The sequence below is a fragment of the Labrys sp. F242 genome (genome assembly GCF_057813875.1).
This window is the reverse complement of record NZ_JBVASG010000004.1, coordinates 323,877-338,457: the sequence shown is the minus strand read 5'-3', so window position 1 is coordinate 338,457 and position 14,581 is coordinate 323,877. Positions and strand designations below refer to the sequence as shown.

Annotated in this window: 15 protein-coding genes; 4 read left to right on the top strand and 11 right to left on the bottom strand. The window is 63.2% G+C overall.

Going from position 1 to position 14,581, the window contains the following annotated elements; all coding sequences use genetic code 11:
- Positions 1-80: 80 nt before the first annotated feature.
- From ACZYTC_RS25015 to ACZYTC_RS24980, 8 genes are all read right to left on the bottom strand, one after another.
- Complete coding sequence (locus ACZYTC_RS25015; protein ID WP_488990821.1) at positions 81-935, bottom strand: alpha/beta fold hydrolase; 855 nt, start codon at positions 933-935, stop codon at positions 81-83.
- Positions 928-1,128, bottom strand: a complete 201-nt coding sequence (locus ACZYTC_RS25010; protein WP_434960898.1) for an FAD-dependent monooxygenase — start codon at positions 1,126-1,128, stop codon at positions 928-930. Before ACZYTC_RS25010 ends, ACZYTC_RS25015 begins: the two co-directional genes overlap by 8 nt.
- Before the next feature lie 166 nt (positions 1,129-1,294).
- Positions 1,295-1,555: a hypothetical protein gene (locus ACZYTC_RS25005; protein ID WP_434960899.1), complete on the bottom strand. Its 261-nt coding sequence runs from the start codon at positions 1,553-1,555 to the stop codon at positions 1,295-1,297.
- Between the two features lie 591 nt (positions 1,556-2,146).
- The gene (locus tag ACZYTC_RS25000) at positions 2,147-2,608 is read right to left on the bottom strand and encodes a Ros/MucR family transcriptional regulator (protein WP_434960900.1); all 462 of its coding nucleotides are present in this window, start codon (positions 2,606-2,608) and stop codon (positions 2,147-2,149) included.
- Positions 2,609-2,979: 371 nt separating this feature from the next.
- On the bottom strand, positions 2,980-3,468 hold the full coding sequence (locus ACZYTC_RS24995; RefSeq protein WP_488990820.1) for a hypothetical protein: 489 nt from the start codon (positions 3,466-3,468) through the stop codon (positions 2,980-2,982).
- Positions 3,469-3,732: 264 nt separating this feature from the next.
- The gene (locus tag ACZYTC_RS24990; protein WP_434960902.1) at positions 3,733-4,737 is read right to left on the bottom strand and encodes a hypothetical protein; all 1,005 of its coding nucleotides are present in this window, start codon (positions 4,735-4,737) and stop codon (positions 3,733-3,735) included.
- 335 nt (positions 4,738-5,072) lie between these two features.
- Positions 5,073-5,282, bottom strand: coding sequence for a cold-shock protein (locus tag ACZYTC_RS24985; RefSeq protein ID WP_434960903.1), 210 nt, complete (start codon positions 5,280-5,282; stop codon positions 5,073-5,075).
- Positions 5,283-5,643: 361 nt separating this feature from the next.
- The gene (locus ACZYTC_RS24980) at positions 5,644-6,558 is read right to left on the bottom strand and encodes an AraC family transcriptional regulator (RefSeq protein ID WP_488990819.1); all 915 of its coding nucleotides are present in this window, start codon (positions 6,556-6,558) and stop codon (positions 5,644-5,646) included.
- A 100-nt stretch (positions 6,559-6,658) separates the two neighbouring features.
- Between ACZYTC_RS24980 and ACZYTC_RS24975 the strand changes: the two genes are divergently transcribed.
- From ACZYTC_RS24975 to ACZYTC_RS24960, 4 genes are all read left to right on the top strand, one after another.
- On the top strand, positions 6,659-7,402 hold the full coding sequence (locus tag ACZYTC_RS24975; RefSeq protein WP_488990818.1) for an SDR family oxidoreductase: 744 nt from the start codon (positions 6,659-6,661) through the stop codon (positions 7,400-7,402).
- Positions 7,403-7,866: 464 nt separating this feature from the next.
- Positions 7,867-8,865 (top strand): HlyD family secretion protein, encoded by a 999-nt coding sequence (locus ACZYTC_RS24970; RefSeq protein ID WP_488990817.1) that lies wholly within the window; start codon positions 7,867-7,869, stop codon positions 8,863-8,865.
- Position 8,866: 1 nt separating this feature from the next.
- Positions 8,867-10,087 (top strand): ABC transporter permease, encoded by a 1,221-nt coding sequence (locus tag ACZYTC_RS24965; protein WP_434960907.1) that lies wholly within the window; start codon positions 8,867-8,869, stop codon positions 10,085-10,087.
- Positions 10,084-11,250 carry an ABC transporter permease gene (locus tag ACZYTC_RS24960; protein ID WP_488990816.1) on the top strand — a complete coding sequence of 389 codons (1,167 nt, stop codon included), beginning with the start codon at positions 10,084-10,086 and terminating at the stop codon, positions 11,248-11,250. Before ACZYTC_RS24965 ends, ACZYTC_RS24960 begins: the two co-directional genes overlap by 4 nt.
- Positions 11,251-11,255: 5 nt before the next feature.
- Here ACZYTC_RS24960 and ACZYTC_RS24955 read toward each other — a convergent pair whose 3' ends face one another.
- The 3 genes from ACZYTC_RS24955 to ACZYTC_RS24945 all read right to left on the bottom strand — a co-directional run bounded on the left by ACZYTC_RS24955 (position 11,256) and on the right by ACZYTC_RS24945 (position 14,572).
- A complete protein-coding gene (locus tag ACZYTC_RS24955) occupies positions 11,256-11,981 on the bottom strand; it encodes a haloacid dehalogenase type II (RefSeq protein ID WP_434960909.1) in 726 nt (241 codons plus the stop codon).
- A 175-nt stretch (positions 11,982-12,156) separates the two neighbouring features.
- A complete protein-coding gene (locus ACZYTC_RS24950; RefSeq protein ID WP_488990815.1) occupies positions 12,157-13,230 on the bottom strand; it encodes a tartrate dehydrogenase in 1,074 nt (357 codons plus the stop codon).
- A gap of 28 nt (positions 13,231-13,258) precedes the next feature.
- The gene (locus tag ACZYTC_RS24945; protein WP_434960911.1) at positions 13,259-14,572 is read right to left on the bottom strand and encodes an MFS transporter; all 1,314 of its coding nucleotides are present in this window, start codon (positions 14,570-14,572) and stop codon (positions 13,259-13,261) included.
- Between the last annotated feature and the right edge of the window lie 9 nt (positions 14,573-14,581).

Genomic DNA, 14,581 nt, shown 5'->3' with positions numbered 1-14,581 from the left:
CAGTGAAGTGAAGTGCATTTATTTCTGCTTCTGGGCTTCACATATCGCAAATTAAGTGCACTTCACCGTAATTACTTAAGTCAGACTCTCGGTGGGCTAGTGAAGAAGCGCCGCAACTCGCTGGCGACCAATCTTGGCTTGCCGACATTGTCGGAGGCCATGTGGCCGATGCCCTTGAGTTCGACCCGCTCCGCCTGAGGCAACTCGTGCTGCAACGCGTCGAGCGCCATCGGCAGATAGGGATTGGAATTGTCACCGCCCATGAGCAGGACCGGCATGCGGATGGCGCCGAAGCGCTGAACCTGCCCGGCCGTGGCGGCGACCAGTTGCAGATCGTAGTGGACGGAGGGCACCAGTTCGCGGATCGCTGCCGCCTCTTCGCCGTCGCCGCGCAGCGCCATACCCATCATCGGAGTCAGCAGCAGCCGGGGCAAGTCGGTGAACCAATCGCGTCGGTCGCCCGTCCCCTTCATCACCGTGACCATGGCGGCCGGCAAATTGCCGGCGGCAAGCTCGCGCTCATAGCGCGGCACAAAGTCCAGCGATGACAGTGTGCCGACCGGCAGCGGCGGCTCGTAGAGCGCAATTCTAGCGAGCGCCTGCGGCCGGTGCAGCGCCGTCCACAGCGTGGCGATGGCGCCCGAACTCAGCGCGAATACGTCGCGCGCGCCCGTTTGCGCCAGCACCGCCGACAGATCGTCGACCTCGGTCTCGATGCCGTAGTCCGGCCCCGGTGGGCCGCTGAGGCCACGTCCGCGCCGGTCAGGCAAATGCAGTGTGAAGCGATCGGCCAGCAACTCTCCCAACTGGGTGAAGTTGCGGCTGCTCTGCATGGCGCCTGCCAGCAGCACGAGGCTCGGGCCAGCGCCGACCTGCCTGTAACCGATGATCGTTCCATCGCGCGAGACAGCGTGACCCACGGTCCATTCAATCATGGCGTTTCTCCAAGCGCGCCGAGCCATAGGCATCGAGGCCGGTTGCGTTCGCCTCACCGCGCAGTACCGTTAGCAGGAGGCGCGCGAGCGCCGCGGCGCCGCCGAAGCCCTGGTCGAGTCCCTGCCCGCCGGCCGGTGAGTGGATGTGCGCTGCACCGCTCGCAGCTTGAACTCGCGGCTGAAACTTCGACATTCTTGGTCGGACATCCATTCTCCTAACGAGAACTGTCCCTATTTTGTCTGTCTCAGTCCAGGGGTTCACTCCAGTCGCAGATTGAGCGCGATAGCCGTAGTTACCAGCTTCGCCTGCGCACGCCGGAGCGACATTGCGATCCCGGCAGGCGTCACGAAATCACGCCCTATTCCTTCGTATCCTCGCTGTCGTCGTCGCCATCGGCCTTGCGGCGTTCGATGACCGCCTGCACCTGCGTGAAATCGGAGGGTGCCATCGACAGGCCCTCGATCTTTTCGCTGCCGATCTGGCCGACGGTCGCCCTCAGCTCACGCACCGGCACGACCTGCACGTCACCGCCATGCAGCATGATCGCCACTGTTCCCGGCTCCACCAGATCGCTGGCGACAATGCCGAGACCGTTCAACAAGATTACCTCACCGGTCACGCATCACTCTCCCCTGAGCAGCTTTCTGTTGATCGAGCACAGGCGCGATCAACAGAAAGCTGCAAGACACCAGACATTGCAGGCGTTCCCGGCGAAGCTCGTCCATGTGCCATGCCGAAAAACCCTGCTTGGTCTCTCCATGCACGTAGCATAGGGGGATCGGGAAAGCGTACCAACCTTTTAAGACTGTCGCCTCGTGCCAAGCTGCCCAAGCATGGAAATCACCGCTGGTTGGCGGCCGACGACGAAATCGGCGAGAAACAGGCGATCGACGGCAAAGCCTCCCTCGCCCCGGCATTTTGCGATTCGGCGGAACCATCAGGGCCGGCAAGGGGCGCGCCAAAACAAGAAGCTGGAGCCAAAGCGCGTTTTCGAAAAATCGAACCTTGCTCCAACTCTTTGTTTCAACAGGTTTTCTTAATCGAGAAGCCTCGTGGCGTAGTTGCTCACGGTGGTGCCACCCCACCCATACCCTCGCCCCGTTCTTACAGCGAGAGGCCAGCCTTTGCTTTGCAAGGGCGAGGGGTGAGGAACAGTACGACCTCAACGGCAGGGGGTGAGCAGTTACTTATCGGCTTTCCCAAAAACGCCTTAGGCGTTGGCTTTCTTGGCCCTGCCGCGCGCGGTGCGGGCCGGGGCCTTCTCCTTGGTCTGGCGGCCCTGCTGACCCAGGCCAAGTTCCTTTGCCAGCCGGGAGCGATGAGCCGAATAGTTCGGCGCCACCATGGGATAATCGGCGGGCAGGCTCCATTTTTCCCGATATTGCTCGGGCGTCATGTCATAGGCGCTGCGCAGATGCCGGCTCAGCGACTTGAACTTGCGTCCATCTTCCAGGCAGATGATGAAGTCGGGTGTGATGGACTTCTTGATCGGTACTGCGGGCGTTGCCGCCACGGCGGCTTCGGCCGGTTTACCAGTATTCAGATCGCTCAGCCGCCCATGCACCGATTGTATCAGTTCGGAAAGGGACGAAGAGGAGACCTGATTGTTTGCGACGTAGGCAGAGACGATGTCGACCGTCAGGTCGACCAGTTTCGTGTCAGCTTCAAGCACGTTCAACCACTTTCATTGTTGTGTTGATTTCAAAGTGAGTGAAGTTTTCTTAGTGGCCGCAGCGTTGTGGACCCGATTGCTGCGGCGAGTCTGAAATTCTCAAGCAAATTGCGACGCGTGTAAAGCCGGGTCGGGGAAGTCTTTGAACCTGTCCGCAGGCAACACCGACAGGGCCAACGATTCGACCGTATCGGCCTTCGGACGCCATGCCCAAGACTGTCGATATGCTTGCGAAAAAGGCAGCCATCGGTGGTCGGCAGCGGCGATGGCAGCTACTCACCAGGATCGTGGCGCAAAGCAGCGGACCTTAGCCTCGCTCCCGGTCCGAGGTGAATCTCGGGCATGGCATGGCATGGCGAGGCCGGCTGGCGTCAGCGCTGGCAGCGCCAATAACGATGACCGTCCCTCGTATAATAGACGCGATGGCAGCCGACAGCACTCGCCGGCTTTCGCGTGGTCAGTCGGCGGTCTTCGCTGGGTGGCGCCGGGGGCGGCGTGGGTGGGGTGGCTGCGGTGGGTGGGGTTTCGGGGGCCTCCGCCGTCTCGATGGGGGCTGAACCGATCGGCAGCATCGCCTGCAGGGCGTGCAGGCGGATCCCCACGACCTTCGCGATCTGGCGGGCATCCTCCTCCTCGCAAGCGAGCCGGGTGAGTTGCGTGAGGGCGGACATCTGACCGATCACCAGGGCGGCCTGCACCGGCGCCACCGGCAGCGGCCCCCGCTCGATGCGCATGAAGTCCATATTCGCGGAGACCAATGCCCGCTTGATGTCGCTGCAACTGGCACCATCGGCCCAAGCCGGCGCGATGCCCAAGCAGGTGATCAGGCCGGCGCAAGACAAGGCGAAGGCAATCCTCATTGGTGAACTCTCCAGACCGGAGGGTGATATTGGCGACTTTCTCAAAGCCGTTCAATCGTCAGGCCACCATAACGGCGGCTATTCCTGGCAACTATGAGGCCGGTTCTGATCTTCGCCGCGGCAGATGAAGCCCACGCGGCGTCCCGAGACAAACGACCCGACGGAAAAGCCGCGGTTTGGGGGAGCCTCGCCCTCGGTCCCCAGAGGGCGAGGCTGCGCCGAGTTTTCCCGCGCTGTCGCGCGCACTTTACGTGGTGGTCGCGCTTATTCGCTGCCTTCGCAGATCGGGGTCGGCCGTGGCGGCGGCGCAGGGTGGTCGAGCTTGTATTGCGCCAAGACCGGCTCGAGCACTTGCCGCGACCAGTATTTGGGAGCCCCGATCTCCCTCAGGCAGGCAGCGTTCCAATAGAGGCCGGCGCGGGCAGGCGACTGCCCGGCCGCCACCGAGCGTGCGACATTGCTGACGTCGGCGGCTTCGGGATAGATGTAGAGCGTGGTCGGATAGTCCTTCACCATGGACAGGATCTGCTTCACGTCTCCGAGCGACCAACTGGTGCAGCCATTGCTGCGGCCGCCCGCATAATCCACCAGCTTGCCGAAGGGAACGTAACCATCCTGGTTCGCATAGGGGCTGCTCGGAGCCTTGCGCAAGCACACGCCCTTCAGGGCGACGGCGGCATGGCCGCCGATGGCGCGCTGGCGGGCGTTCGCGGTCTCGCCCACACCATCGAATTGGATGAAGGACCGCAGAAATGCCGCGTCCTGGTTTACGGCCACGCGATAATAGCCCTTGAACGAGGTTTTTGTCTCGGCAGTCACATAGGCGCCGCCCGTCGTCAGTTCCGAATCCTGCGCATTGCCGAAATGCCTCGCGCAGCGTCGTCCATTGGAGAAATCCGCCACGCCCCTCAGATTGCGGCCGCCACCATGCCCCGCCGAAATGGCCCGGAACGAGTGCTGGGATTCGCAGATGATGTAGAAGCGTCCGCCCGAGCTGCCGGGATCGTTGGGGCGCGTCGCATCCATGGCGAAATAGCAGGGATTGTTGACGGTTCCCTGGCTCGCCTTCTGAACATAGAGCGCTCGCGCCCTCTGCAGGACCGGCAGGGCAATCTGTCCCTGCCCCTCGCCGACATACGTCATCAACCAGCCGGGAATGCCGGCGGCCTGGCCAGCCGCCAAAGCCTCGAACGATCCCGCGCCGACAGCGGCGCCAAGAGACAGGCAGGTGATGCCCACGCCCTTCACCAGCCTGGATTTCAGTCGCACCGAGCCGATTTTCCTTGTGTAATGTGGTCCGAGGGCTGCTTTCAGGATCTCCATCCTGCGGATGGGAAGGGCCGCCTTGGGGGTATGCGCCGACCGAGCCATCGTAAGTTCTTTCCCTCTTTATCGCCGAACCGGCCCGCGAAGAAGGCGCGGCACGAGCAATGCGAAAGCCAGGCGAGCATGGCCATAATCCGCACGGGGTCAGGCTAGCCGGGAAGCGTTACGTTTCCTTTACCCACCTTGCATGTCGGCAGAGGACGGCAAATTGATGGAGAGCCGGCGTCCGGGTGCGAAGAAGTGAAGTTGCCCGCCAGATATTGGCGGCAGTGGATGCTTCAGCAACGCTTCAGCGCACCTGCTTTTGAGCTGCCGGTCTTGCGATCGACGACGAGCTCGAAGCTCACCTTCTGCCCCTCGTGCAGTTCGCCAAGCCCTGAGCGCGTCACGGCGGTAATATGAACGAAGATATCCCGACTGCCATTGTCCGGTGCGATGAAGCCGTACCCCTTGGCGGGATCGAACCATTTGACAGTACCAGTGCTCATGCTGAGCCTCCTCCCAGAGGCTTCAATCTCGGCTTTTGGCACCCGATGCGATTTCGAACTTTTGCCAAGGACACCGAGCTGTCCCGGAAACCCCGTTCATTCAAGCCGGTACAATGTCCTCGGCAGCCAGTTGGCAGGCTATTCCCAATGGCACAGGCGAGCGGGTCGCAGCCTCCGCCCTCAATGCACAAAGAGCCCGACGCTGTGAACGCCGGGCAAGGTCGTTTTCTTAGGACCGTGTCACCCGCCAGCTCCCCCTAAGGCAGGGGCTGGCAGTATCTCGACTGTCGCACGGCCTCGTGATTCCTCCGTGACTACGTCCATGGAGTACGGCGCGCTCGGGCCTGGCAAGCAGCCCCTTTCAGAGATGGCCCGATGGCCCATGCAGTCGGGCGTAATGGGCCGGCGGCAGACCGACATGCCGGGTGAAGGCGACACTGAACGTGCTCGCTGAACTATAGCCCACCCGTTCGGCGATCTCGGCGATGCCGCCCTCGCCGCGCCGCAACAGCGGCTTGGCCAGGGCCATGCGCCAGGCCAGCAGATATTCCATCGGCGCGACGCCGACCATGCGCTTGAACCGCTCGAAGAAAGCCGAACGGGACAGGGCCGCTTCCTGCGCCAATTGCACCACGGTCCACGGCCGGGCCGGATCTTCGTGCATGCGGCGGATCGCGGCCGTAAGGCGCCCGTCACCCAGGCCGCGCAGGAGTCCGGCGGAGGCAGCGGTCCGGGCCGTCGACCGCAGCGCTTCGATAAGAAGAACCTCCAGCAGCCGTGCCAGAATGACCTCGCGTGCGGGCCGCGTCCCTCGTGACTCCTCACCGACGAGTTGCACCAGGGTCGTAAGCCGGCTCTCTCCGCGCACATGGACGAGTTGCGGCAGCAGTGAAACCAGCAGGGCCGCATCGGGCGAAGCGAAATCGCAATAGCCTATCAACATCACGACATCGGGCGGGCCAGCGGGAAAGCCGAGCCTGAATTCGCCGTCGCCAAGGGCAATCGGCGTGCTGTCGATCGCGTCCGATGCCATCGGGGCTTGACTCGACATGGTGAAGCCATGAGCCGCGGGAATCAGCATGAAATCGCCGGCTTGGAGATCGATCGGCTTCTGTCCATCGGCCACGAGGCGACATGCACCTTCAAGGATCGCGCAGTAGAATGGCCGGCCCGCTTCCGTTCGGCGGACACGCCAGGACCCTGCCGCGCCGACGACTTTCGAAAACCGGGCCTCAGGTTGGAGCAGTGTGACAATTTCGGTGAGCGGGTCGATCAAATCCGGACTTCTGCAAATGATATATGGACTTCTCATTGTAGCAAGTCCGAGAACGGCGATCTAGCTTTCCGACTCCGCCAACGAATTTGCGAAAGCCCCGATGAAAACCGTCCTGATTACCGGATGCTCGTCCGGATTCGGCCTCGAAACGGCCCGCTACTTCCTCGATCGCGACTGGAAGGTCATCGCCACGATGCGCACGCCCCGCGAGGAGATCCTGCCCCACTCCGAGCATATGCGCCTGCTCGCCCTCGACGTCACCGATCCCGACAGCATCAAACGAGCTGTGACAGCCGCGGGGCCGATCGACGTCCTGGTCAACAATGCCGGGATCGGCGTTTTGAACGCCCTCGAAGGCACTTCCATGGCTGATATCCGCGAGGTCTTCGAGACGAATGCGCTCGGCACCATCGCGGTGACGCAGGCCCTGCTGCCCCAGTTCAGGCAGCGCCGATCCGGCGTCATCGTAAACGTCACCTCCAGCGTGACATACAAGCCGTTTCCGCTGCTCGCCGTCTACAGCGCCAGCAAGGCGGCAGTGAACGCCTTCACGGAATCGCTGGCGCTTGAACTGCATCCCTTCGATATACGCGTCAGCCTGGTGCTGCCCGGGCGAGCGCCGGAGACCCGTTTCGGCGAAAACGCGCGAGCTCGCATGCAGGAAGGCATTCCCGAAGCCTATGCCGGCTTGGCGCAGAGCATCTTCGCCGAATGGGGGCAGACGTCCGCGGCGACCCAGGCACAGGACGTTGCAGAAGCGGTGTGGCGCGCGGCGAACGATCCGTCCTGCCCCCTGCGCATCGCCGCGGGCGCCGATGCCGTGGCACTGGCCGGAACGAACTGAACCCGGGAAGCAACCACGCTCCCGTTCTCGCGGCGCCATAGCCTCATGGCTACGGGCCATTCGAGCTGCAAGAACACTGAAGGCATTCCTGCCGCCTTCAGTGACCAGGCCAAAGCTGTTCACGACCGAACGCTGCCTTGCTCCAACACTTTGCATCAAAACGTCTTGGAATTCTTGCCGATTCCGGTAATTCAAAAAGCAGCATAGCACCTACCGGAATCAGGCACACATCGATAAATGCTTTGCTTTTCAGAAAATCAAGAAGGTATTATTCTGCTATTCATTGGTATAATATCGCTGTATCCTTTATTAACCATGCTTCGTGCACCTGAAATAAACGAGATAGGGAGCGTTTTTCACGTCACGATGCCGATCGGGGCTTGATCAATTCTGCAACTGCGCCCTAGATCGATGCTGGGATAATCGTCATTTCCAGGCCTTTCACCTGTTTGCGGGGGTGTTTCGTGGCAGCTGACACCAAGGGACGTGCTGTTTTCCGGTCGATCATCGGCATTGGCGCGCTGGCCGCGCTGGGCGCGGTGCTGTGGTTCGCGACGCGCCCTCCGCCGCTGATCGTGCAAGGGGAAGTCACCGCCAACCGGGTCGACATCAGTGCCCGGGTGGGCGGCCGCATCGCCAAGCTGGCCGTCGATGTCGGGGACAATGTCAAGCAAGGCGACGTGATCGCCCAATTGGAGAGCCCCCAGCTCGATGCCGGCCTGCTGGCAGCGCGGGCGGCCTTCAATGTCGCCAAGGCCGATTTCGGACGCGTCAACAGCACGCGACAGGAAACCATCGATGCCCGCAAGGCCGACCTCGCCGCCGCCAAGGCGGATGTCGTGCTCTATCAAGAAGTCTCCAATCGCCAGGCCGCGCTGGTCAGGAGCGGCAACACGCCCCAGCAGCGGGTCGATGAGGCCACCCGCAATCTCGAGGCTGCGACCCGCAAGCAGGAAGCGGCCGAAGCGCAGCTGCGCCTGGTGGAAAAGGGTGCGAGCGACGAGGAGAAAGCCCTGTCGGCCGCTCAGGTCAAGCAGGCCGAGGCCAGCCTCGGCCAACGCGAGGCCGATGTGAGCGAGATGACCATCAAGGCTCCGATCTCTGGACAGGTGACCACACGGGTCGCCGAACTCGGCGAGAACTTCAGCGCCGGCGCGCCCATCTATTCGGTGATCGATATCGATGATCCCTGGTTCACCTTCAACCTGCGTGAAGACCTGCTGGCCGGGCTCAAGGTCGGCGACAAGTTCGAGGTCACCATCCCCGCCTTGGCCACCAAGACGCTGAGCGTCCATGTCACCACCATCAATGTCCAGGGCCAGTTCGCGACATGGCGGGCCACCCGAGCCACCGGGGACTTCGACCTGCGCACCTTCGAAGTCCGGGCCAAGCCTGTCGACCGCGTGGAGGGATTGCGGCCAGGCATGAGCGTCATCGCGGCCTGGAACCGGCAAGGCCATTGAGATGACCGGTGTTGGCCGCATCAGAGCCGGCTTCTGGCTGGTGTTCTGCCGGGAATTCGCCTGGCTGCGCCGCCGCCCCTTCCTGCTGTGCCTGACCACGATCATCCCCTTGATCTTGATCGCGGTGCTGTCGGTGACCTTCAGCGCGGGCCTGGTGACGCGCCTGCCGATCGCAGTGCTCGATCTCGACGGCAGCGAGTTGTCGCGCCAGGTCATCCGCACCGTCGATGCCACGCCCGATACCGCGATCGGCATGCGCGTCGCCGATCTCGGCGAAGGCAAGCGGGCCATCCAGTCCGGCAAGATCTATGGCCTGTTGATGCTGCCCAAGAACCTGGAGCGCGATGTCTTTGCCGGCCGCCAGCCTCAGGTCGTGTTCTTCTACAACAATCAGCTGATGACGCCCGGCGGCCTGGCCTCCCGCGGCGTCAACAATGCGGTGCCCGCGGTCGAGGGGGCTGTGCGAATCTCGCTGCGAACCAGCCGGGGCACGCTGGCGGCAGCAGCCCAGCAGGCGATCACGCCGATCCCCGTGCAGACGCAGGCCCTGTTCAATCCGACCCTGAACTACGCCCATTTCCTGCTCGCCTGCATCTTGCCGGCCGTGCTGCAGATCGTGATCGTTCTGTCCTCGGTCTATGCCGTCGGGCTCGATACGCAAACACGCCATCGCCTGCGCATCCTGCGCCGGCTGGGCAAGGGCCTGTGGCCGGCCCTGGCCGGCAAGATGTTGCCCTATACGCTGATCTTCCTCGGCGTACTCGGCCTTAGCGACGCTATCCTTTTCGGTCTCCTCGGCCTGCCGCTGCGCGGCAATCCCTTCCTGCTGTTGGCGGCCGGCACGCTCTATATTCTGGCCTGCCAGTTCTACGGCTTGGTGCTGACCTTGTTCATCAAGCCTGTCGCCTCCGCCCTCAGCCTGGCAACACTGATCGTTTCCCCTGCCTTCGGCTATATGGGGATCGGCTTCCCACGCCTGGGCATGAACGCCTTTGCCTATTGGTGGAGCGCCGGGCTGCCGGGAACCTGGTACCTGACTGCCCGCATAGACCAGACGCTGCGGGGCACGCCGCCGGATCTGTCGCTGCACCCCATCGCGATCCTGCTCGCCTTCGTCATCGGCCTGGCGCTGCTGGCCGGCCTCAAGCTGGAGCTTATGGGCCGCCATACCCAAGCTGAAAAGCGGGCTGCCTTGGCAGCGCGCGCGGAGGCGCGGGCATGAGCGGTATCCTCAAGGCCTTCAGACACGAATTAGGGCGCATCTTCGCGCTCAAGGCGATCTTCTCGACCCTGTTCGTCGCCGCCCTGATCTACGCGGTCTATTATCCGCAACCCTATCGCAACGAGGCGCTGCGCGACGTGCCGATCGCGGTGGTGGACCTCGACGGCACCACCGCCAGCCGCGAACTGGCACGGCGGCTCGATGCCTCCTCGGATGTCGCGGTGGCGATGGCCCTGCCCAACCTTGCCACCGCCGAGCGTGAAGTCTTCAAACGCACGCTCTCCGGCGCGGTGGTGATCCCGCTTCATTTCGAGCGCGACCTCCTGCATGGCCGCGCCTCGCCGATTTCCCTCTATTCCGATGCCAGCTATTTCCTGATCAACTCACGCGTCGCTGGCGCCGTGAATACGGTGGCCCGCGCTTTCGGCACCGAAGTCGAGACGGCCCGCCTCATCGGGCTTGGCATCGACCCGGCGGTCGCGGCGTCGGCAACCAGCCCGATGCCGCTCGTCTCCATTCCCCTGTTCAATCCCCAGGGCGGCTATGCGACCTATGTGCTGCCGGGCGCCTTTACCATCATCATGCAGCAGACCCTGTTGATCGCGGTCTGCCTGCTCGCCACCATCGCCGGCATGCCCGGTGTCGCCGGGCAGAGCGCGCCCAATGTCGGCGCGACCTCCACGGTTCTGGGCAAGCTCGCCGCCTATCTGACCGTGGCCGCGCTCCTGGTGCCGTTCTATTTCATCGTGCTTCCCTATTTCTACAACATTCCCCGGCTGGGAACCCTCGGCACCATGGCACTGTTCGCCTTGCCCTTCGTGCTGTCGGTCAGCGCACTCGGCATGGTGATCGGGCTGATGCTGCGTTCGCCGCTGACCGTGCAGCTCACGGCCGCGGCCCTCGGCATGCCGCTCTTCTTCCTCTCGGGCTTCTCCTGGCCGATCGAAGCGGTGCCGCCTGTCCTGCGCGCCCTGGCCCAGCTCATTCCCGGCAGCATGGCCATCACCGGCATGACCCAGGTGGTCGAGATGGGTGCCTCGATCGACGATGTCCGGTTTCAGTTCCTGGGCCTGTGGGCGCTCGCCATCGGCTATACCTTGCTCGCCATCCTGCTCGAATGGCGCCGCCAGCGGCGCCAGGCTGCCCGATCTGCCCTCGCCTGAATTTTTCAGGCGCCGAGCTTGTCGGCCAATTCGGTAAAGCTGCCGGCATGGACGTCGAACCAAGGCTCGGGCGCCGTGTCAGGCCGGGCCTCCGGTCCGAACTCCTGCGGCCGCGCCACGAAGGCGGTCCGCATGCCGAAGGCCCTGGCTGCCTTGAGGTCGTATTTGTGGCATGCGACCATCATGATCTGGTCGGGCCGGTAACCGAGATAGTCGACGGCGAGCTGATAGACGGCCGGGGCAGGCTTGTAGCTGCGGGCCAGCTCCGCGGTCAGCACCGCGTCGAAGGGCAGGCCGGCATGCCTGACTACAGCGACTACCGCGGCCATGCCGGCATTCGACAAGGTCGAAGTCACGAATTTGCGCCCGAGCCGGTCGAGCCCCGCGACGCTGTCGGGCCAGGCATCGAGCTTCGTCCAGACCAGGTTGAGCTCGTCGCGCTCCGCAATCGAAAAACGCGCCGACAAGGCATGGCGCTCCAGCAGGACATCGAGGGCCTGACGATAGATCGCATCCACCCGTATCCACGGCCGCTGCCCGGCGATGACCTCGTCGAGCGTGCGGCGATAGAGATCGCGCCATTCGGCCGACAGGCGCGCCCAATCCACTTCGATGGCCTTGGCGCGGTTGAGGCTCGCTCCCATGCGCTGGATAGGCTGGTAGAAATCGACGCAGGTTCCCTGCACGTCGAAGGTCAGCGCCTTCACGCCTTCAAGAGCTTCAGCCGCCACGGCATCTTTCCTGTCCAGAGCCATTGCGAGCATCGTTGCACCCGCACCGGCCAGAATATCTCGACGATTCAATCGAGTCGAAAGCCCCGGTACTTTCATCTGTCCTGCTCCCTGGTTCGCTTTTTTGTCGCGACCGCAAAGACTGGCAGATCTCGCGACGCCATCGCCGACTTGCTCAGAGATTGGACGAATGGATCGCGTCGACGACCGCATCAGTGACCTCCTTGGTGGTGGCCGTGCCGCCGACGTCGGGCGTCAGAATGCCTGAGCCCGTCACCCTTTCCACTGCCCGCATCAGCCTGGCGGAGACATCCGCCTCCCCGAGATGGTCGAGCATCTGGGCGGCCGTCCAGAACGTCGCCACGGGATTAGCGATGCCCTTGCCGGTGATGTCGAAGGCCGAGCCGTGGATCGGCTCGAACATCGAGGGGAAACGCCGCTCCGGATCGATATTGCCCGTCGGCGCCACGCCGAGGCTGCCGGCCAGCGCGCCGGCGAGATCGGAGAGAATATCGGCGTGGAGGTTGGTGGCGACGATGGTGTCGAGGCTCTTGGGATTGAGGGTCATGCGCACCGTCATGGCGTCGACCAGCATCTTGTCCCAACTCACGTCCGGAAACTCCCCGGCGACCTCGGCGGCGATCTCGTCCCACATCACCATGCCGTGGCGCTGCGCATTCGACTTGGTGACGACCGTCAGGAACTTGCGCGGCCGTGATTGGGCCAGCTTGAAGGCATAGCGCATGATGCGGGTAACGCCGACGCGGGTGAAGATCGCGACTTCCGTACCGACCTCCTCGGGAAGCCCCCTATGGGCGCGGCCGCCATGCCCGGAATATTCCCCCTCGGAGTTTTCGCGCACGATGACCCAATCGAGATCACCGGGCCCGCAATGGCGCAAGGGCGAGGTGATGCCCGGCAGGATCTTGGTCGGCCGGACATTGGCATATTGGTCGAAGCCCTGGCAGATCGGCAGGCGCAGCCCCCACAGCGTGATGTGATCGGGGACGTCGGGCGCACCGACCGCGCCGAAATAGATGGCATCGAATTTCTTGAGCTTGGACAGCCCGTCAGCCGGCATCATCACGCCGTGCTTCTTATAGTGGTCGGAGCCCCAGTCGAAATTCTCGATGTTGAACTTCAGCCTGCCGTCGCGCCTTTCGAGCGCAGCCAGCACCGTGGTGCCGGCGGCGATGACTTCGGGGCCGATGCCATCTGCGGGAATGGCGGCGATGGAATATTCGCGCATCTTCTATGCTCCAGGGGAAAAAGAGGGATCAGCTATGCTGGCGGACAGCGCTGGTGTTGGCAGTATCTGGGGTGCTGGTGGCGGAACGGGCGAGGACCAGGGTCAGCACGGCCGACAGCACCAGAAGCCCGGCGACGAAATAGAGCCCTCCGGCAAATCCGCCCGTCACGTCCTTGATCCAGCCGATCATCGAGGGGCCGACGAAGCCGCCGAGATTGCCGATGGAGTTGATCGTGGCGATGCCGGCTGCCGCGGCCGGGCCGGAGAGGAACAGGGTCGGCATGCTCCACAGCGGCGGCTTCGAGCAGCTGATGCCGATATTGACCAGCGTCAGGGCGATCAGGACGGTGACGATCCCGCTGGCACCTGAAGCGAAGGCAAGGCCGGCCGCCGCCAGCAGGCAGGCGAAGACGACATGCCAGGTGCGTTCGCCGGTCCGGTCGGAATGACGGGCCCAGAACACCATGGCGATGACGGCCATCACGGCCGGTATGGCGTTGAGGAAGCCGACCTGCAGCGATGTCAGGCCGAATTCCTTGATGATCTGGGGCGCCCAGATGCCAAGCGTATACAGACCTGCGGAAGTGCCGAAATAGACCAGAGCAAGGGCAAGGACGCGGATATCGGCCAGACCCGCCCAGATACCGTGGCTGGCCCTGGGCCCCTTGGCCTTCTGCTCGTCCGCCATGGTAGCAACCAGCCAGGCGCGCTCCTCCTCCGTCAGCCATTTCGCCTTCTCCGGGCGATCGGTGAGATAGAACAGCACGATGATGCCGAAGACCAGCGCCGGTGCAGCTTCGATCAGGAACATCCACTGCCATCCGGCCAGACCCATCAGCCCGTGCATTTCCAGGAGCATCCCGGATATTGGTGACCCCAGCGCCGTGGACAGGGGAGCCGCCGCCATGAAGATCGCCGTGACGGCGGCGCGGCGGCGGGCGGGGAACCAGAAGCTCAGATAGAGGATGATGCCCGGGAAGAAACCGGCTTCGGCGACGCCAAGCAGGAAGCGAAGGATGTAGAAATCCGTCACTCCCTGCACGCAGGCCATCAGGCCGGAAATGACGCCCCAGGTGATCATCACCCGCGCGATCCAGATGCGTGCGCCGACCTTGTTGAGGATGAGATTGGACGGCACCTCGAACAGAAAATAACCGAGGAAGAAGATGCCGGCACCCAGGCCGAAAATGGTCGAGGAGAAGCCCAATTCCTTGTTCATCTCCAGTGCAGCAAAACCGATATTCACGCGGTCGAGGAATGCAATGAAGTAAAGCAGCATGACGAAGGGCACTATGCGCCATGAAATCTTGCGTAAGACACGGCTTTCCAGCTCGCTTGCCACGGCAATCTC

Coding starts and splice junctions, on each gene's coding strand:
- ACZYTC_RS25015 (WP_488990821.1), bottom strand. CDS start 935: ATGATTGAATGGACCGTGGGTCACGCTGTCTCGCGCGATGGAACGATC.
- ACZYTC_RS25010 (WP_434960898.1), bottom strand. CDS start 1,128: ATGTCGAAGTTTCAGCCGCGAGTTCAAGCTGCGAGCGGTGCAGCGCAC.
- ACZYTC_RS24995 (WP_488990820.1), bottom strand. CDS start 3,468: ATGAGGATTGCCTTCGCCTTGTCTTGCGCCGGCCTGATCACCTGCTTG.
- ACZYTC_RS24985 (WP_434960903.1), bottom strand. CDS start 5,282: ATGAGCACTGGTACTGTCAAATGGTTCGATCCCGCCAAGGGGTACGGC.
- ACZYTC_RS24975 (WP_488990818.1), top strand. CDS start 6,659: ATGAAAACCGTCCTGATTACCGGATGCTCGTCCGGATTCGGCCTCGAA.
- ACZYTC_RS24965 (WP_434960907.1), top strand. CDS start 8,867: ATGACCGGTGTTGGCCGCATCAGAGCCGGCTTCTGGCTGGTGTTCTGC.
- ACZYTC_RS24960 (WP_488990816.1), top strand. CDS start 10,084: ATGAGCGGTATCCTCAAGGCCTTCAGACACGAATTAGGGCGCATCTTC.
- ACZYTC_RS24950 (WP_488990815.1), bottom strand. CDS start 13,230: ATGCGCGAATATTCCATCGCCGCCATTCCCGCAGATGGCATCGGCCCC.